Annotated in this window: 15 protein-coding genes and 2 pseudogenes; 3 read left to right on the top strand and 14 right to left on the bottom strand. The window is 58.3% G+C overall.

The genetic code is table 11. The features are described from left to right. Positions 1 to 3: 3 nt before the first annotated feature. The 9 genes and pseudogenes from NCR37_RS27800 to NCR37_RS27760 form a co-directional block, all read right to left on the bottom strand. On the bottom strand, positions 4 to 777 hold the full coding sequence (locus NCR37_RS27800; RefSeq protein WP_250476031.1) for a hypothetical protein: 774 nt from the start codon (positions 775 to 777) through the stop codon (positions 4 to 6). Continuing rightward, positions 774 to 2234 (bottom strand): hypothetical protein, encoded by a 1461-nt coding sequence (locus NCR37_RS27795; RefSeq protein ID WP_250476030.1) that lies wholly within the window; start codon positions 2232 to 2234, stop codon positions 774 to 776. The genes NCR37_RS27800 and NCR37_RS27795 overlap by 4 nt, the downstream gene beginning before the upstream one ends. Positions 2235 to 2813: 579 nt before the next feature. Further along, a complete protein-coding gene (locus tag NCR37_RS27790) occupies positions 2814 to 4799 on the bottom strand; it encodes a site-specific integrase (RefSeq protein WP_250476029.1) in 1986 nt (661 codons plus the stop codon). A gap of 404 nt (positions 4800 to 5203) precedes the next feature. Further along, a complete protein-coding gene (locus NCR37_RS27785; RefSeq protein WP_250476028.1) occupies positions 5204 to 5611 on the bottom strand; it encodes a type II toxin-antitoxin system VapC family toxin in 408 nt (135 codons plus the stop codon). After that, entirely contained in the window at positions 5611 to 5895 is a 285-nt protein-coding gene (locus tag NCR37_RS27780) for a type II toxin-antitoxin system Phd/YefM family antitoxin (protein ID WP_250476027.1), read from the bottom strand. The genes NCR37_RS27785 and NCR37_RS27780 overlap by 1 nt, the downstream gene beginning before the upstream one ends. 242 nt (positions 5896 to 6137) lie before the next feature. Continuing rightward, a pseudogene (locus NCR37_RS27775) lies at positions 6138 to 6340 on the bottom strand (cold-shock protein). 1276 nt (positions 6341 to 7616) lie between these two features. Next, a pseudogene (locus tag NCR37_RS27770) lies at positions 7617 to 8810 on the bottom strand (IS256 family transposase). Between the two features lie 665 nt (positions 8811 to 9475). Next, positions 9476 to 10435, bottom strand: coding sequence for a ParB/RepB/Spo0J family partition protein (locus NCR37_RS27765; protein ID WP_250476026.1), 960 nt, complete (start codon positions 10433 to 10435; stop codon positions 9476 to 9478). Between the two features lie 12 nt (positions 10436 to 10447). Further along, positions 10448 to 11614: an AAA family ATPase gene (locus NCR37_RS27760; protein WP_250476025.1), complete on the bottom strand. Its 1167-nt coding sequence runs from the start codon at positions 11612 to 11614 to the stop codon at positions 10448 to 10450. An 84-nt stretch (positions 11615 to 11698) separates the two neighbouring features. On the opposite strand from NCR37_RS27760, the gene trfA reads away from it, so the two are divergent. Beyond that, entirely contained in the window at positions 11699 to 12676 is a 978-nt protein-coding gene (gene trfA / locus NCR37_RS27755) for a plasmid replication initiator TrfA (RefSeq protein WP_250476024.1), read from the top strand. 871 nt (positions 12677 to 13547) lie between these two features. Here trfA and NCR37_RS27750 read toward each other — a convergent pair. Further along, positions 13548 to 13829, bottom strand: coding sequence for a helix-turn-helix domain-containing protein (locus NCR37_RS27750; protein ID WP_250476023.1), 282 nt, complete (start codon positions 13827 to 13829; stop codon positions 13548 to 13550). 62 nt (positions 13830 to 13891) lie between these two features. On the opposite strand from NCR37_RS27750, the gene NCR37_RS27745 reads away from it, so the two are divergent. Next, positions 13892 to 14269 (top strand): hypothetical protein, encoded by a 378-nt coding sequence (locus NCR37_RS27745; RefSeq protein ID WP_250476022.1) that lies wholly within the window; start codon positions 13892 to 13894, stop codon positions 14267 to 14269. 491 nt (positions 14270 to 14760) lie between these two features. On the opposite strand, the gene NCR37_RS27740 is transcribed toward NCR37_RS27745, so the two are convergent. Then, entirely contained in the window at positions 14761 to 15540 is a 780-nt protein-coding gene (locus tag NCR37_RS27740) for a P-loop NTPase family protein (RefSeq protein WP_250476021.1), read from the bottom strand. 9 nt (positions 15541 to 15549) lie between these two features. Next, positions 15550 to 15951, bottom strand: a complete 402-nt coding sequence (locus tag NCR37_RS27735) for a hypothetical protein (RefSeq protein ID WP_250476020.1) — start codon at positions 15949 to 15951, stop codon at positions 15550 to 15552. A gap of 522 nt (positions 15952 to 16473) precedes the next feature. On the opposite strand from NCR37_RS27735, the gene NCR37_RS27730 reads away from it, so the two are divergent. Continuing rightward, positions 16474 to 16917 (top strand): ribbon-helix-helix domain-containing protein, encoded by a 444-nt coding sequence (locus NCR37_RS27730; RefSeq protein ID WP_250476019.1) that lies wholly within the window; start codon positions 16474 to 16476, stop codon positions 16915 to 16917. 219 nt (positions 16918 to 17136) lie between these two features. Here NCR37_RS27730 and NCR37_RS27725 read toward each other — a convergent pair whose 3' ends face one another. Together NCR37_RS27725 and NCR37_RS28780 are read right to left on the bottom strand one after the other, a co-directional pair. After that, a complete protein-coding gene (locus NCR37_RS27725) occupies positions 17137 to 17544 on the bottom strand; it encodes a hypothetical protein (RefSeq protein ID WP_250476018.1) in 408 nt (135 codons plus the stop codon). Between the two features lie 432 nt (positions 17545 to 17976). Then, complete coding sequence (locus NCR37_RS28780) at positions 17977 to 18807, bottom strand: antitoxin Xre/MbcA/ParS toxin-binding domain-containing protein (protein ID WP_502800604.1); 831 nt, start codon at positions 18805 to 18807, stop codon at positions 17977 to 17979. Between the last annotated feature and the right edge of the window lie 640 nt (positions 18808 to 19447).

Here is a 19447-nt window from a genome sequence, read left to right as displayed (position 1 = left end):
CGCTTATCCAGGCAGGTTCGAGGGGGTGAAGCCGGCGCGGGGACCGTCATCGTCGCCGAAGAACCAGGCCCAGAAGATATCGCGACAGCGGCCAACCGCGGCGGACGTGTCGCTACGCGGGATAATGTTGAGCTCAATGTCCACGTTATGGAACGTCGGGCGGGCGACCGTCGCGCCGCGGGAGTCACGGAACGCCCTAATCGCTTGGTTGCCTGAACTGCACTTGTACAGTGAGAACCGGTCGGTGTACTCCATCAGATCTGAGAATACAATCAGGTTCGCATTACCCTTCGAGCGTACATAGTCGGATAGCGAAAGATCGATTAGCGATTGAGCGATCGGCGATTCTTTTGAACCTTGGATCGGCGCCTGTACGACTGCCTTCAACGGCTTCTCGAACTTCTTCACATAGGCGTGTTCGAGCATGCGGGTGTTTTCGTTTATCTCGCTTCCCTTGCGGCGCGGTTTGCAGTATGCAAATGCCGGCACCAAATTTTTCTTGGATAGCTCGCTCACGGTGAACACTGAGACTAGATCACCGTCGCTGACCTTGCGCTCGATCGCGTCATTGACTCGGTCGATAATTTCCTTGCGCGTCTGTGCCGCTACGTCATCACTTGTGTCGAGCACGATCACCGTTTTGCCCGTGACGTCTTGCCCGCAACCCATCGCATCAACGGGCTCAGGTTTAGTGTATTTCGCGTAAGCGAGTAAGGCGACGAGCAAAACCGCGCTCGCGCCGGCCGCCACGCCGGCCTGTACCGTCTTCTTACTCATGCCGGTGCACCCACTGAAGCAGAAGCCACGGGCATGCTCAACTTGCCCTTATCGATGTTGTTCTGCGCTTCCAGTGTGATATCTGCGACGAACTTGGTCAGCGCCGCACCCTGCTCCACTCGACCTTGGTTTTCGAGGTCGCGCATGCCGTCGTTGAGCCGAGCCAGGTACATGTCTTTATAGAGATCGAGTTGCCGCTCTGCCTCATCGACTTGCGACATCAATTCACCGCCGTCTTCGCTCGCATATTGCGCGATGAGATCAGGCGTCTCGGCGAAGTAGTCAGGGGCCTTCACCGGACGAACGGAAACGTTCTTTTGGCGGTATGTGTTCAAAACAAGCGCGAAGTCGCGCTGCAATTGCGTAAGTGACGCCTTGAGTCCGCCGACTTCAACCGGCACCGAATTCTTAATTTGGTCGAGACGGGCCTTGGATTGCAGCAGCTGTGTTTTCGCGGCCCCCATGCGAGTCAAGCGACGCTGGACCTCACCGACGACCTTCAGGCGCACGATTTCCATTGCTTCGTCGTACTTCCGTGTCGCTTCGGCGAAGCGACGATCTCGTCGACTGTGCCCGGGGTAACGGTCATCGCAGCCATAACCTTTGTAGAAGGCGAATGCGCTAAGCAATAATCCGATAAAGAACAGCACGAAGCTCATGAAGTCACCCGACGGTAGGTGACCAAGAAACACGAGTCCCGCAACGCTCAAGGCGCGCTTGAACGCCGCGCCAGTTTCTGCCAGGTCCGAAGGATCAACGATGAGCTGATATTCGCTCCGATAAGCAGAAAATATCGCGTTGAAATAGACTGCAACCACGACCGCGAACACAAGCGCGCTCCATCCAAACGAGCGCCAACCAGGCATCGAGAGGTTCTTGTATCTGAAGCCGGCCCCTAAACCGAAGGCAATCAAGAGATTAACGAGAGACACTGTCAGCGCGACAACTGCGCCCCCGAGCAGTCCCTGCGCATTCTCATAGAAGAAAGCGTTGACACCGGTTTCGAGAAGAATAAATGGCACCAGCCACAACACTGGCAACATCACACTCTCGGGGTACGACGCTTTCTCCGTGATCTTGTTCAGTGCGCGATACGTCTTCAGTTCGGCTTCGCGCATCAGCTGATCTTCTCGTAGCTTTACCAACAGCGGCCGCTGCTGTTCACGCGTATGGGAAACGGTCTCAGAAAGCGGCCGGTCAGCAATCAACGTTTCGCATTCGACGGATGTCTGACTCAACGTGTCTTTCACTTCGCCAAGCGATTTCCGTTTGCCCGATTGCTTCTTGCTGAAATCGGCGTGATCGCCGGCTGCCAAACGTTGCGCCTCCGCCTGCAGCTGCGTCTCGTAGCCATCTAGGGACTGCGCCGATGCAGCGGGCAACGATTTGCCCCCTTGCTCCAGGCCTTTTTTGGCGTAATGGTCCTGTTTGGAAAGCAACTGCCCCGAATATCCCATGATCCAGTTCTCTTTTTGTTTGACGTCGAGATCGGTAGACGTTACTCATTCACTTTCTTTGTAACTTTGTGTTACTGATTATAAGTGTGAAAGTTCAGACGTGACACAGTGTCAGGTATGCAATTCAAGAAAAGTGTGGGGTTGGAGACACGAGAGGCCAGATCCATCGGCGGCCGCGCAGCTTCGCTTCGTCGCGTTTGCGTCGGCTGCTCGAGCGCATCCCCGTCAACCGTACTGGTGCGGTCGGGGGCCCGTGGAATAAAGAGTCTCGCGCCGGACTGGCGATACCTGCGCAGAGCGCTCTTATCGCGCTAACGGCGGGTTGACCGAAGCTGCTCGCGCCTTCGTTAGGAGCGAGCGATCAAACGAATTGTTGCAACCAGTGACCGTCAAGCTGTGTGCGCCCCTTCTTGCGTTCTAGCGGTATTGGGCGGCCGCAAGGACACGGCTCACAAGCGCGGAAAATCCACCGCTGTTTGACGACTTCGGCGTTGCCGCGGTGGCGACGCAGCTGCAGCCGCCAGCAAGACAACGAAAGCGCGCGGGTACCCGCCGACGGATGGTTGACGGACCACGCCACTACGGCTTGTCGTCAGCGTAAAAGTGCGCGGCGGCTTCGAGCATGCGCCGTCGTTCCGCGCGAACATAAATCGACGTAGTCTGCAACGACGCATGACCGAGGATCGCCTGCACGACGTCGGTCGGCATGTCTCGCGCGACCGCCCGTGTGCCGAACGTGTGCCGAAAAGCATGCGCCGACGTGTTCGCCAACTGCACCAGGTCGTCGGTGCTGAACTCCGCCAGCGCAGCACTCTCCCTGGCCAGCCGTTGCACCGCCGTTCTGACGAGCCGCCCGAACGCATCGACGGTGTAGGGCGCGTCGTCTGCACTGGCGTCGTGTCGCTCGAGCGCGGCGCGTGTGCCCGGAATCCACTGTGGCGCGATCAGCGGCCCCTGCGCGTGCGGCGCGTCGAAGTCGCGCGCCCGGTCGTGCCAATGTGCGCGCAGCGCCGCGACGGTCGCACCACTGACCGGCACCGTACGCTGCTTGCGGCGCTTGCCGATGACAGTCAGCGTCCAGACCGACGACGGGCGCCCTGACTCGGCCGACGCGGCCGACTCGCCCGCGCGGGACGACGTTGGCTGCGACGTTCGCTGAGACGGTGACCGGGCCGAGGGACTGCGCGACGCGCGTCCGTCTCCGTCCACCTCGGCGAGGCGCAGCCCCTCGCGCCGCGCGAGCGCCGCTTCCGCCCGCCGCAACCCGGAGTCGCCCATCAATAAGATGGCCGCCCGCGCTGCGCGCCACTGTCGCGCCTCGTCGTCCGACTCCGGCGCGATACCGTTGAGCCCGTCGCAGCGTGCATCGAGCGCCTGACGCACCCGCGTCCATAAGCTCGCGGGCAGCGCCCGGTGCACCTGCACCGACAGCTCGCGCGTGACGGTTGCCGGTTCGTGCACCGCGCTCCACGGATTGCCGGCGAGATACCGGACCTCCACTAACCACGCGAACGCCGCGCGCAGCACGCGCACCGCATACGCCTGACTGTCGGCCGACAAGCCTTCTGAGGCGAACGGGCGCCAGCGGCCGCTGCTGCGCGGTCGCTTCGGTCCCGTGAACGACGGCAACGGCGCCTTTAAGAAATCTTTGTACGCCTCGCAGTCCTCCACCGTCAGCGACGACAGCGCCTTGCGCCGCACCACCACGCTCCACAGGATCAGCCGTTCGAGCTCGCGCGTGTACGCGCGCAAGGTGGTCGGTCGGTCGCGATAACGATGCAGGTACGCGTGCACCGCCGCGAGATCGTGCTCGGCGCGAATGAACGCAAAGCTCGTTGCACGATTAAAGCCTGCGGCCCCCGATAATTCGGCCGGCACCGCCAGGTGCTCGAACGGGGCCAGCCGCGGTGCGCTCGGATCGCCCCCCACCACGATGACGCGCTCGTCGCCCTCCTCATTGCCCTTCCCTTCGCTCCCGCTGGCCGGCACCAACGACGCGGTGTCGACGTCGGCGGCCACCTTCACGCCGAGCGTCGCTTCATGCCGCCGCAGCCACGCGACGATCGCCCGCGCGCGCAACGCGCCGATGCGCGGCACCGAGCGCCACCAACTGCCGCCGCGCGCATTGCAATAGTCGATCAGCCCGCCGAGCGTGCCGATGCCTTCCCCGCTTAAGCGCTGCGCGATCAGCGGCCGGAACCACAGGTGCACCGGGTGCGCGGGGAGCGGCACCGCCGCCGCCAGCATCGACGCCTGCTCGACCATGCGCAAGGTCATCGCGGTGAGCTTGGCGCTGCCGTGCTGTTTGATCGACGCTTTCAGGTGGTCGGCGAGCACCGACGAGCCGTGCCGTAACGCCAGCTGCACCAGGTCATCACGCATCGTGCGCAGATAGCGCTCCATCGCATCGGCGCTCGCCGCGTGCGGCGCGTGTTCCGGATCGTAGTAGAGCCGCGCGATGGTGGCCGCGGGCAGCCGTTGCACGAACGCGCGCAGCGCGGTGAAGTCGGTGCGCGTGTACGTCCGCGGCGCGGGCAGCATGAGCTGCTGGGGTTGATTAGCCATCGGGTCGTGCCCTTGCGCGCGCAGTACTGGCCTCCGGCGCATGCGATGAGCTGCGCCGCTGAGGTGCGGCTCTCCGGGGAGCAAAATAACGAGCCATTGCGGAGGCTGTCGCGTGTGCCTTGCATCGCCACCGACCGCTCACGTCAGCTGCGCGCGCAGACCAGCGTAGCGCCCCGACGCATAAATGGGGGCGAGCGACCTCCGAAGCCCTTTGTTCCGCCACGGCACAGCGTTCCGCGTGGCTGACATTCGCGCTGATACGGCGCGGGGCCGGCCGCGGGACTGGTTTCTTGCGCGCCCCAGCGTGCGCCGCGAACTGCCCTGCTTGATGCATCTCACGCGGCCTCGGTGACCATTCGACTACAGGCTGCGGGGGCACCGTCGATGCAATGGCGCGCACGATCTCACTCCGGCACGACGAGGCGTAGCCCCGGCAGGTCCGCGAAATCGGTGGGGTTCAACGTCATGAGTGCAAAGCCGTGTTCGATCGCCTGGGCCGCAATCCATAGATCGTTGTAGCGCGGGCGCGGCGAACGGCCCGACTGCTTGACCGCGGCGGCGAGCACCCCGAACGCGGCGGCGGTGCGTCGCGACACATCGAGAACCGGCCGACGCTCGAGCTGCTGTAAATACGCCGCTCGCCCGGCCCGCTCCACCGGATCTGCACACGCTTGCACGCCAAAGCCCAGTTCGCCGAGCGAGATCACCGAGATGAAGACCGGCGCCTCGCCGGCCAGCCCGATCACGGTCTGGCGTTCGAGCTGTTTCGCGGCGAGCGCGACCCAGATGCAGCTGTCAAGGACGATGCCCATTAACTCTGGCCATCGGTGACATCCTGGCGTGACGCCCACGGATCGCGCAGCGCGTCGTCGAAGTCGGCCCGGCTGTCACTGAGCCACGCCTTGGCCTGCTGCTGCGTCAAGTTCGTCGGCAGGCCGGCGAGGACTTGGGCGGCCGTCATCGCCTGTTCAGCCGGCAACAAACGCGCGACGGGCACGTTGTTGCGCTCGATGATGACGGTTTCGCCGTCGCGCGCGACGGCATCCAGGATCTGGCGCGTCTGGCGGGCGAGTTCGGTGGCGGTGATGGTGTGCATCGCGGGCTCCTCCCAGTACGTATTTTACGTATTCTACGCCAGTTTTCGTGGCCTCCACGGGGCGTAAAACGCCGTACCGTCCATTTTATCCATTAAATAGTTCACTGCTAATAATAATTAGCAGACAAGGCAAGCTCGGCTTGTCGGCGCGTCTCCTACGTTACCAGACCAGCTTTCCGGCCTCCGCCCCGCCCTTTCCGCGGCCCGGACGACCGTTGGATCGCCAGGGTCATCCCCCCACGTTACGCCGGCTTAATGTTGGACGCCTGCTTGCCCTTCGGACCCATCTTCTCGTCGTAGGTCACCTTCTGCCTTCGGCGAGGGTTTTGAAACCCTCGGCGCGGACTTCCGAGAAGTGGGCGAACAGATCGTCGCCGCCGCCGTCCGGCGTGATGAAGCCGAAACCCTTTGCATCGTTGAACCACTTGACCGTACCGGTTGCCATGTGTGCTTGATCCATAAAAGTTGAAGACAGCACTTGCGATAGAGCGAGCGCTAATGGCTATCTTGATCGTGAGCCTCCCGCATGGCAACCGGTGGTTCCCCGCCGGGGCACTGACTGACGAGTCTTACCCGCGCGCGCGTGAGTCACGCTGATAGTCGACGTTATCAGGCTTAAAGTGTCGAATACCGCTCGGAGATTCTTCCCCCGGCCAAAGCCTCAGGCGGTCGGGACCAAAGCGAGCCGCGACCATGGCGACTCTAGCAGCCCACTTGCAGAGGCCTGAAGCGCGTCGGAGCCCAGCCCGATGGATCCGTCGGGCGCACTGTCCGGCTCCCGTTGCTGGTCTAGTGACAGTCACAAGACGAAGCAGGCCCGTTCGCATGAAGCGCAGCCATGACACCAGACGACAGAGCGCCCTATTGTTGTCTCCAGCCTGACGGACGCTGGCCGAACCACTCCGTCGCCGCCAACGGTGCCCTCGACACTGCGCGACTGCGCGTCGTTGAGGGCGGTCAAACCCACTGTGGTCGAGACTTGGGCGTGTTCCGACGCGTATTGGCGTTAATCGCAGGAGATCGGCAATCCACCGCGCAAAGCGACGCCCAGCGCCGACGTTAGCCTATGCACAACGCATGCTGGCCATAGCAAATATATCGGCGGGGCTCATCCGCTCACGCTAAGGAAGGTCGCCTCATGACACTCGCGCGCGCAGGGCACGATGCGGCACGCGAAGAAAGTTTTCTGGGCTTTCACGAGAGGCCCTGGACTGCAATGATCGAACGCTGTCGATTGATCGTTGGTGTACAAGCAGCCTCTGCACGGCTCAGACAAAGCCGAGCGGCCGTAACTGACGCTCCTCGCAACGTATGTGCCTTAAAAACCGGCGAAGCAACGTCAACTCCTCTGGTGTCCCAACTGGGCTCCATTCGACGCGTCGCAATAACTGGCCCCTGCTCCGGCCGCACTTTTTGCTCTTCGCGCACCGTCAGTTTGCTCGACGTATTGACTTGCGAAGGCGTTCCAGATCCCAGATCTCCAGCCGTTGCTACGCCTAGATCTTAGGCAAAGACGCCCGATACGCGCCCAGAATATTAGAAATTCGATTCGTCCTCGGGCCGCCTCGCCTGCGATAGCCAAAAGGAGGCTTGCCCGATCGCCGCAATCGAGTTGTGTGCGTCAAGGTGTGCAGAAACCGGATGCCGGTGGTTTCAGTTGATCCTTCTGTGCGGCGTGCGGTGCGGAGGGCGTAGCCCGCAGCGCCGAACGCCGTCCGCCGCTATGCAGCAGCGCGCAAGAAGTCCTTTTTCTGCTCGGCCAGCAGGGCCATGTTCAGATAGCGGCTGTCTTCCAGCCACGTTTCGTGCGTTTCACTGCATAACGCCCTGACTAAGCGCAGACACGCGGCCTCGTTTGGGAAGATCCTCACAATACGCGTACGCCGCTTGATCTCTTCGTTCAAGCGCTCGAGCATGTTGGTCGACTTCAAACGCTTGTGATGCGCGCGCGGCAGCCGGTAGAACGTCAGCGTCTCGGCAATGTTGCCTTCCACCCAATCGACGAGCTTCGGATATTTGCCCTGCCACTTGGTAATCCACGCCGCGAGATCTCGCTGCGCCTCCTGCAAATCGCGTCGGTCGTACATCCAGCGCAACTCCTGCAAGCAGTCGTCATCGGCCTTGCGCGGCAGGTAGTCCAATGCGTTGCGCAGAAAGTGCACATAGCAGCGCTGCCAGGCGGCTTCGGGCAGCACCTCACCGATCGCCTTCTTCAGCCCCGCGTGGTCGTCCGAGGCGACGAACTCGACGCCCGAGAGCCCGCGCTTTTTCAGTCCCAGCAAGAACTCCTTCAGCTCGACTGGCTCTCGCGGTTCGCCAGCTCCACGGCCAGCACTTGCCGATGACCCTCCCAGTTGATGCCGATGGCAATCAGCACCGCCTGCGAGCGAATCACGCCCGATTCGCGCACCTTCTCATAGCGCGCATCGACGATCAGATACGGATACGCTTCCTCTAACGGCCGATGCGCGAACTTCGCCAGCGTCGCGTCGAGCCCTTTGTTGATGGCGGAGATTGCCGAGGCCGAGAAGCTGTGACCGCATAGCTCTTCGGTAATCGCCTTGACCTTGCGGGTCGAGACGCCCTGTACGTACATCTCGGCGAGCGCGGCCACCAATGCTTTCTCGCTGCGCGCATAGCGCTCGAACAGCGCCGTTGAGAAATCACCATGCCGATCACGCGGCACGCGCAGCTCCAGCTTGCCGATGCGCGACCAGCCCGCGGCCGTAGTAACCGGCTCGATAGCCACTGCGTGTCTCGGTCCGCTCGTTAGGCGATGCCCCCAGCAGCTCGGTCATCTCCGCTTCGAGCACTTCCTGAAGCGCATCCTTCATGAGCGCCTTCATCAGGTCGCGGTCGCCGGCAACCAGCGCTTCCACTGGCGGCCGGTTCGTACTACGCTTGGTCGTGGCCATGGTGCAAGCCCTCCCGAGGGCAGGTTGACGAATTCGACACTCATCAACTTACACCACGGCCACCCCTTCTCAGCATCTTCCCGCCAACAGCTTTTTGCACACTTCTCGGTACATTACCCGCAATCGAATCTTCGATGAGCAGACACCGTTGCGGGGCGCCACAATTTCATGAAACGCGATAACCGCAGCACGCTGCTGCAGTGGATCAACTGGAGCCCGATGGTGGCGGGCCAGTGACTTCGTCGACGCATACCGCGCCGAGGTTACAGGCCGCGGGAGGCACCGTCAGTATCCCCGAGCAGATGGAAAGAGCCGAGCAACGCGACCGAACCAGCACAGAGGCGATATGGCGGCGCCATGAGCGACGAGACCAGAAGCAATGCCAGCCCATCTGTAAGATTTGGCCGATATCGGAAGATAGCTGGAACTTAATGACAGAGACTGGTAGTTGCACTCGAAGTCGATTCGGGCGAGCGTCATTCAGGCGACTCATCTGTGGCAGCCACCCCTCCACGCGATATCGCCGAGCATAGACACGGGCATGGCGTCGAGCAAATCAGGGTTCAAAGAAGTCTGCCCCATGACGGTTACACACAGTTGTCAGCGCGTCCGCAGACCTGCGAACGAACCATCAGAATTCTATCGACGGTCACGCACAACTAAGTTCACCCGGGTGAACTTTCCGACTGCAATGACGCCAGGAACAGTCGCAGCGATTCTAGCTTCTCTGGGCCTAAGGTCGTTTTATCAATGTCGATCGTCGCCTTCTTCTCAGTCTCATGCCATGTCCCGAACGGAAAGTTCACCCGAGTGAACTCTTGCGGCGTGCGATTGATGAGCGCGTCATAGATCCCCTTGGGTGGAAGGGACTTTCCCGCAACAGCTCTTGCTGCACTCATCACTGCGGCGGAATCAACATCAATGACTTGCCTAAGTTTTTCTGCCCACTTCGGTTGGATATCATTTGGCGACCGAAAGGCATTCACCACAGTGTCGGGTAGCTCAGCAAGTGCGCTGTACCGACTCATAAGACTCTTGGTTTTCCCGAGCACGGCTGCAATCTCAGACCAATTTCGATAGAGCTTGAGATCAATCCCTCGTTTGTAATGCATGGCGAGCTCATACGCGGACAGGTCTTGTCGCTGTTCGTTTTCCCTGCTCATCTCTTCGAAAAGATCCTTGTCGGACATGTCCTCCTGAATCACTGCCAAGACCTGCAGCCCGAGCTCCAAGCACGCTCGATGTCGTCTGTGCCCGAAAACAACTTCGTAGTTCTCAGGGCCAATTCGTCGCACTTTGATCGGCTGCACGTTCCCGCCCGCGCTCAAGATCTCTTGTTTAAACGCTTCGAATGACGGTCCTTCAAACGATCGCTCGGTCCGATTTGCAAACTTCGAAGCTTTGACTAACTCCGGTGAGAGCTTCCGCGTCGGGCGCGCCCCATCATGCAGCGCGAGTCTCCTTTGCGCCTCATTCAGGTCGCGTTCAACCTTTTCAAGTTCGCCTGTGAAATCCGTGACTCTGTTCATCGCAATTCGCGGCGTTCTCCGTTCCAGGCGTGGCATCAGCGCCGGATCCAATGCCGCAGCGGCGAGTCGAGCCGCCTCCTCTTTCTTACTTGTCATCAGCAAACTCCTTCAATTAACCCAGACACGTCGGATTTGAGCCTCTACTTGGTCAACGGCTGCGTCATAGGCAACCCGAGCCGTCTGATATGTCTTAGCACTACCCGTGTACTTGGTTATGTCGTAGACCGTGGAAAACTTGGTCCCAGACGAGCTCGATACAACTGTCTTCGGGATTTCGCCTGTCATCAGCTTGTCTCCATACGCCACCTTCACCCACTCCCTCACCACGCTTTCGTTCACATTGCCCTGACCCTCGGTCATGCAAAGCAGCACGTCGATAAATTTCCACGTCTTTTCTGCACCTGCTTGCTCGGCAATCGAGGAAGCCAAACCTGAAAAGAGAGTCCAGAACTGGCTCGAACTGGCGAAGTCCATGCCGCGAGGCGGTATTGGCATAATCAGCCCGTCAGCAGCAAAGAACGCGTTAAGTGACAAGTACGAAAGCGTTGGCGAGGTGTCGATTAAGATGACGTCATATTCCCATCGAAGGTCCTGCAGTCCTTTGTTGAGCACGTCATAAAACCGAAAATCGGGCTCGCGCTTTGACTGTCGACTCGGGATGTGAAATTCCGCTGCGAAGGCCACCGGGCTACAACCGACGACGTCCAGTCCATCCCAGTAGGTCGGCTTGACTGCATAGCGAAGCGATAGCTCGTCCCCGGCGCACAACGGCAAGATTGTGTCTTCCTCTTGAACCTGAGTATCTGGCAGGTAGCCGCATAGGCTCGTGAGTGACCCCTGCGGATCCAAATCGATGCACAACACGCGATAGCCGAGAAGCGACAGACCCTGTGCGATGCACATCGTTGTAGTCGTCTTACTTACACCGCCTTTGCTGTTCCCGGTGGTTACGACTACCGCCCGGTCATCCGGTCCGCGCGTATACGACCGTCCATAAGCACGCGCCCATCGCCGCGCTTCGGCCAAAGTGAAATCACGACGGGACTTGTTTATTTCCTTACCGGCGGGAAGATCACCCTTTGCAACACGTCTCATTAGGGCGCTGCGATCGATGCGGCAAAGAGCAGCAAGTTGCGCGACGGAGAAAGTAGGGGGCTTCTTGATGTAGTCCGGCGAAAAAATGCTGTTCCTAACACGCTCTACAACGTCTGCTACGCGATTGGCCTGGTCCTCGATGTCATCTATTGTGTATTCAGGGCGCAAAGGATCAATCATTGTCCGTCCGATTAAAAATTGTTGTTATACTTGGAAAAAGTAATCGGCACTAGAATACCTGATCGAAGCCGAGGAACAAAGCAAATGACGAAGAAAACGCCGGGTCTGATTTCCACTGAATTCCTCGACTCCTCAGAGACAAGCGAGAAGGTAGCGCCCAGAGAGACAGCGCTCGAGATCGTGGCAAGGCTAGAGAAATCCCTCGCCGGAAGGGGGAACGCGAGTCAACAGTCGCCGCGACCACCAACGCGTGTCCAGATTCCGCTATGGTCGGAAGATCATCGACCCGTGCTGCACGATCTGGTTCGATCCGCGCTCTTCACTTGCGGTCAAAGGGATGCGCGTATGGATCTCAAGGCGAAGCCGATATATGCGCTCGAACACATCAAAATCACGTACACAGGCGAAGAACTGCGGCAGCGCGACTATGACGTCTATTTGCAGATCCTCCATTTGTCTCGCGGCGCCACTGTTGACAATCGGCAAGAGTGGGTGGAGTTCGAGGCCCGTTCTCTGATAAAGATGCTTGGCTGGACGCAAAACTCTCGCAGCCTTGTAGAACTGCGGGAAACCATACGTCGCTTGACGGCATGCGCGCTAGAAGTAACTCGCTCCCGCACGAAAAGCAGTGTCCCTGTTGTCTATGGCGGACCACTCTTGCTCAAGTACGCAGGGGCACAAGAGGGCGGTTTTGACGAAGTGACGTTTTGGAAGGTGCAGATAAACAGCGAGGTAGCGGCACAGCTTAAACCTGGCGATTACACACGTATCGATTGGCAAATTAGGACCAAACTTTCTCCTTTGGAGAAATGGCTGCATGCCTTCTACTCGACCAATCAACATCCGTATCCAATGAAAGTTGAGACGATCCATAAGCTATGTGGATCTCGAATGGCTGAGATCAAGTTTTTCCGCCGCGCCATCAAAGCCGCACTGGATCGCTTGACGGAAGTAGGATTCCTTTCATCTTGGCAACTCGACCAAACGGACAAAGTCAGGGTGGTTCGCGGTCAAATACTCACCGCGAACGCCGATCGGGCATCGAGCGACGGGACTGGCTGATCCGAAGGCCAACGCAACCGCAACTAGCCTCTAGTCAAATGATCACTACCGCCTCAATCAACGGTGACTATTCGACTTCGAAAAGCCACCTAGCACGCCCAAAACACAAGTCGAATAGTCACCAACCAGCCGAAAACCGACTTTCTAGGGAGGAACGCAGGGTTTGCAGGCCGGCTCAGCACACAAAAACGTGCCAATCTTAGAGGCAAGAGGGCGAGATTGCTGTTATCCACAGGCCACTAGTCGAATGCTCACCCCTCTAAGTCAGATGCGCACCAGCGCTAGTCAAATGCTTACTCAAGGTAGTCAGATACTCCCCGATTCGAGTCAGATAATCACCCTTGAACGTACTTAAACGTCTGATTACATTCGGGAAAGAGGTGGCGTCGACCGATGCTAGAAGGTTTTGAGAAGGTTTTTAGCTCTTTTTTAGAAAAATCTCACATAAAGAGCACGGCTTAACCTAACAGCGCCGATTTCTCCTGGCCATGCATCCCTGTGGCTCGTAGCCGTCTTGCATCCGGCTTTCGATCGATTCGGCTTGAATTGCGTAGGCAGCAAGCCGGGCAATCCTAACGACGGCCAGTTTGCCTGGGACTGAGAAGGAGACCGGCAAACCGCGTTCGACGCGGCTCTTCGCGAATTGGGTGGGGGGTGAACGGCCTAATAATCCACTGTTTGCTCGCCTCTCGACCTCACTACGAGCGAACGTCTCGCGGTCCCCCTGGATGACGCCGCCAAGGTTCATAGTGGTGTTGAGGAAGAACCCGCCGTCGGCATAGCCGACCTTGATGCCTCGCTGCATCCCGCCTTGCCGATGACGCGAAATCTCGCCGAGAAACGGTTTCCCCTAGCAGATGATGACAACGACCTATCGCTCGGAGGCGGACACTGCGTCGTTAGCGAGCATTGCGTCTGCTCGCCCCGTCAACTCAGAGACGGAACAGCGCAAGGCCGAACAGATTCGGACGACATTGAGAATGGTGACGTTGCGCTCACCTCGTTCGATTTTGCCCATGTGACTGCGGTCAATCTTAGCCGCATGAGCTAACCCTTCCTGGGAGAGTCCAATCTCAGCTCTAAGCGCTCGGATGGCCCTACCCAAGGCAAGCAAGTACCCAGTTTCGTCTAAAGCCCCAGAGACTCTTTGCATGCCCGTATGTTCCCGGTACTATGCATGCAAGACCACGGTATTTACGACCCAAAGGAGGCACAATGGTGCACCGCGCAATTCGCGAATTGCCACCCACAATGGACGATGAGCTTTTGGAGAGACTGCAACGAGAAGTCGTAGGCTGGGGCCCTGACGCGGCGATCCCTCAAAATCTGTCGGACGAGTGGTTGAAGATATTGGTCAAAGACGCGCTCCGCGGTTTGTATAAAACGGGTACGCTGAATGGCGAAGGTCTTCGCACAGGGCCCGCAATGCTTGCTTTCGCGATCTCGATGGCGCAAGCAAGGCTTAATAAACAGAACGAGCCCAAGGCGTCGTCGATCTACATTCAATATCGAACTGCCTTGATCGAAGAACTTCTCGGCCGAGAGACGGGTTTATACCGCCGTCAATATTCGTTGGTGGACTTCTATAGATGATGCTCGGTCGGTGCGACACGAGTGAGCAAGCCAGACCTCCGCTTGCGGTCGCCGCCCGGTTGAAGGCCCCGGTCTGGAAGAAACGGTGTTAAGAGGGCGTCCAACGCAAGCGTGCTGGCTAGCGTTCGCAGCGGCAAACAAGCCCGTCTTGCCACTTGGCACAAGACGGGCTGCGGCGTCGTCCTGCTGGCTTTGCGGGGCGCTTACTCACCACAGCTCGCTCTGACCGGTTCAGCAGCTTTCGAGCGGTTACCGCTGCAACTCGAAAAGAAGGCCAAGGACATTACGAATCACCGCGGTCTTGCATAGCTGCCGCAATTTTCGTAATCTTGCCGGCTAGCGCGAGCAGAGAGCCGCCGCCGCACAGCATTGCACTGTCGAGTTACCTGATTGCGGACTTCATGAACGCTGCGGTCCCGAGTGGATCATCGACCTCGACGCGGGCCCTTCCAAGCTTCTCGACGATCACCTTAGGCCAGTGAGAACGGAAACTACCAGGCCACTGCATCAAGTTGCTGGAACACATCACCATATACCCGCTTAATCCGGTTCTTTTCCATTACGTTGAATCTGGTATCTGCCATCACTTCGTCGAACGTCAGGCGGGCGGTGTTCATTTTCCGAATGTCATCGCCGAAGGTGTCTGACGCTCTTGCCTTGAGAATCACATTGGCCTTGACTCGACTCGCGAAGCGCTCATACAACTTTGTTTCGGAGAAATGCTTTCCACCCGCTGTTGTCAAGGTACCGAAGTGCTCGTTTTCCCACACAATTAACGCTACATCGTCGCTCACTTTCGGGCGAGCGGTCTCTTCCGCGATTGATCCGAAACCCTCAGCCGTATCTTGCAGCAAGTCACCCCCGCCAACAATGGTATGGACGATCGGTGTTTTTCCCGCATCTCGAATTGCATCGAATGCGCCATTCGCGATCAAATACGCGAGCAGCGGCGAGAAGGTATTCGCGCCGGTGTCAATAATGTAATTGACGCCCGTTCGCGATTCCGCGGATTGAAGCATATCGACCATCAACTGGTCGAACTGCTTCGGGTCAATCGTCCGGTCATTGCGCATGACTGAGAGATGCGTGACATTAAGCGCTTGATAGTGCGCGAGTGTCGTGTTTTCCTGATCCAGATCGTAACACCTAACCGACGCGGAACGTTTGTTAAACCACTGCGCAAGGATATTGCTTACTAACGATTTCCCGATGCCGCCTTTTCCTTGCAGGATGAAATTGACGGTGTTGTTCACATTGATCTTGTTTTCCATTGCTTCTCGCTACTCGTCCAGATTGATACGCTTTGTTATGTCACGTTTAAATGTCAGCGGCTCTTCACGATATCCGGATGCCGATACTTTTCTGCGCTCCGGCTGCTGCTGTTTGTCTTGTGCTACTGATTCGCTTTTTTGAGTGACTTCCTTTTTTGGCGCTGCAGTCTTCGACATTTTCCCCGCGCGACGCTCGGCTCGAATTTTCTTAAGAGCGTCTTTTAGCGTGTCGAAACTCACGTCCAATTGTTGGGCTTTCAGCGATGCGATGATGTGTTCGTGCCGAAATCCAGCTAGTTTCGCGGCTTCCACTTCGTCGAAAAGTTCTCGGAGCCGTCCCATCTTCGTTCGTGCTGGCGACGTCGGGCTGAAGCTCGGCAACTCGCCAGCATTCTCTTTGGCGTTCGTCATGTCATAGGCAATTCGTGGCAGGGTCGTTGTTCACACACCGCATGCACACGCGAAACACACGAAGTGCATACGTCAGATGATATGGCTGACGACGCGCACACGCAAGACCCACGTTTCACACACGAAACGTACACCGCGGAGCCGCTTAGGCTTCCCGATGCACACCGGCCCCACACGACTGGCACACGTCTAGCACACCGCATTGTCATAAATGCGTAACTGCTGGGAAAAAACGCGTCGTCGGCTCTCCCGCTGGGCTCGCCGGCCCCGTTTCTCGGGTCGGCCAACCCGGCGCGGAGCGCCTGGCCGCCCCGGAACCGGTGCTTCTATCCAGAGCTTTTCCCGGAAAAGCTGAGGTAAGACCCGAAATCAATATCTAGTGGAACATAAAGAGTGTGTGCTTGCGCGATGCAATTTTCGGCGCTTAGCCTTGTGGATATTGGACTAGCAGTGTGTTACATTCCGCTCCTTCCCATCGATTTTGTGCGCCAATCGACGCACACGAGTTCAAGCGCCTTCGATATGACCAGAGCACACACATCTGTTCGTTTAGAGCCCGCGCACCAGGAGCAGCTGCGCGAGATTGCGGAACGGCGGTCAACGAACGTGACGGCACTCATCAACCAGGCCGTCGCGCAGTTCGTGAGAGAAGACGGGCTCCGAGACGAGCTTCGCGAGATCGAGCGGCGGTTGACTGCGAATACTATTCAGACGCGGAAAGAGACGGCACGGGTGGGTGATGACGTGCAGTTACTCATCGCGCAGGTCGATCAGTTAATGAAGTTCGTATTCCAGGCAACGCCAGAGATTTTCGACAAGGACGCAGCGGCAATAGTAGGTTCTCGCCGATATGCGGGGTTTCTTGAATCGTTTCGAAACCAATTTACGGGCCGAAAGCGTCGTGCATTATTCGCAGCAGACGTCAACGACGAAGAAACCGGAACGAAGGATTCACGCGAAGACTGACTCGTGTCCCACGTCCGGTTTGGTCCGCGTGACTGGTAGTGTCGACCCGAAGATTGAAGCCGTCAGCAAGTTCGTGACACTCCCGACGCGCGTTTCTTACGGACGCGGTAGGCGTTAAGCGGTAGAGCAATCCACCACTCGTGAAAGCGTGAAGGCAATCAGTCTGAAATAAAGGTTTAAGACGTTGCCGAGATAGGTGATTGCGGATGCTTTCTTGCATCAATCCCTATGATTGACAGGAACTGCGTCCAATTCGTCAAAATATTGGCCGAGCAGTTCTACCATCGTTCGCCCGCTGATGACCTTCGCCTTACGCAACGCTATCACCAATTTTTCCGTCCTGTCAGGCCCGCCAACCGGCATGTCATCGTCGCATAGATAAGTAATCACTCTTGCCAAAGCGGAGTTGCCGGTTTCTACGTACTCCACGCCGTGCTGTTTGGCTAGTTTTGCGATGTGATCTGCGACGCTCGTTCTAAGGCTCTTCCCAGCTGCGTCTAGTTCAGCCGGCGTACATCGGATGTCAGCGCGTGGAACATCGAAATCAGCAGCGATTTTCTGGTCGCTGGGCTGTGCTAACGCGTCAGCCAGCGATAGCCAATCTGAACTTGGTTTTTTGGAAGTCACGGTCTTCCTCTTGAGATTTGAGGTTTGGACAGTTTTGCATCGGCGCAAGACGAGGCGAAACTCCGATTAGTCGAACACAATCCCCAGCATCTTATGCCAAGCTTGGACTCGAAACCATACGCGGAACCACCGCGTTGTCACCGATGCATAGTCGCATCCCAGCGCTTAACGCATACATGATTACATGCAGTCGTGGTCGCCAGCATAGAGTGATAGATGCTTTCATGCGGCGACGCGCGCGTTGGCTAAACGAAAAGACAGCCGCCGTTGCAACAGATAGGGCGATTATCCGATGCAGAATGCCGCCGCGTTCTGTCATTCGTGTATCGCCGTCAGGTGCAGCATAGCCCAGCAATGGCTTCAGCAACGGCAATCAATCCCCGACCGTTCCCAATGCCGATATCCAGAACACTGGCCAGTTCACCAGCCGAGTCATGGTGCTTGTTTGCTCAGCATCTGATCTTCACTCGCTGCGGCGAGGCACTGGAGCAGGGCACGCACACGGTCGTGGCCGCGCTCTGTCGCAAGCGCATCAATCGGCCGGATGCCATCCAGCTGTGGTGTGGCAGCTAAAAGCCATAGCATGGCCGCGAGGCGATCGTCGAACACCTTATCCGCTAGAGCTTGGATTCTCAATACGCGGTAGGCGTGATCACCGGTTCCGAGGTAAAAAGAACGTAGCGCCTGGAATGCAAAATATTCTGCTTTCGGAATCCACGTCCTTACACTCGGCTGGTTGATTTCGTCCCCCAGATTCCATGTGACGATCCAGTCATCCGCTTCTACCGCCGACGGTGGATCGCGCCGGGCTTTGTCGTTCATTTTCTGCTGCAAGCGCCGCAAGACAAGGTCCACTTGGCCTATTTGAGCACTCGGCCAAGCAGCATCGGTCAGCTTGTCGCAGCTGCTAACAGTGGCGGGATTCATGTCTTCGACTGAGACCGGCTGACCTGGCTTGCGAATCACTCCTTTCAAAGCCTCGATCTGGCCAGTTGCGGACTCGTCGCACGGCAGAGCGCAAGCATCCCCGGACTCCTTCAGCGTCTGCGCCTCGCGAAGAGCGGCGCTAAAGCCGCGCTCGTAATACTCCACAAGGATGCGCAAGACCTCCAGCTTGTCGCCCTCCGGGGTGCCGGTTTCGGGGTCTTGGTCAACAAGCGCCGACACTTCTAGCAGCGCTGCCCGATAGTCATTCTCAGTGTGAAGTGGCCGAATGTCCATTTTCAACTCCGCGGCGTGGCACTTCAGCAGTGTATCGCGCAAGCTGCAACACCCGGCGACGTCGGCGGTCACTCACTGGCGCGGGCAGCGTGAAGACGACGTAAGTATCCGACGGGTGGAAGGCTGCCGCGTCGCTACGTGAAGCGCTTCGCACGCCCGTTTCATCATCGCGAGTGCACGACTGACCCGCTTAACCGCTTCGCCACGGCGTCAGCGTCCCTCCGGCACCCCGCCTGAGCGTGCCGCATCCGGTACCACTGACCATCCCGGTCTATCAATCGCCATCGCCGCGAGTCCTCCAACGCAGTGGGGCATTCCGCAGTTTCCTCCATCGGGCTTATTCGACGCTTGCCAACACGCGCGAAGGCACCGTCACATGGCGGTGATTGATGGCAGGCATCGAATAGCCCTTAACGTTAGGCTCACTTTCGTGTGGACGCAGAAACGTCTCGTGCGGTCCAGAAAGAAGTGCTTTAGCGCCGCGAGTGGAGTAATTCGACATACGCCGCATTATGATGCACAGTGTCGGGACGCACCCAGGCGGGCGAAATCTCTGTCGGCGAGGAAGGTCAAGATGAAGCTCTGCGTTGACTGCAAACACTACCTGCGTATTCCACGCCAAACCGAACGCTGATTCCACGGCAAACCGAGCACGGATTCCACAGCAAAGCGAGCGCCGATT

The sequence above is a fragment of the Caballeronia sp. GAFFF1 genome (assembly GCF_023630705.1).
Lineage (GTDB): Bacteria > Pseudomonadota > Gammaproteobacteria > Burkholderiales > Burkholderiaceae > Caballeronia.
Note: the sequence above shows the minus strand (reverse complement) of the source record. Positions and strands in the feature narration are given on the sequence as shown.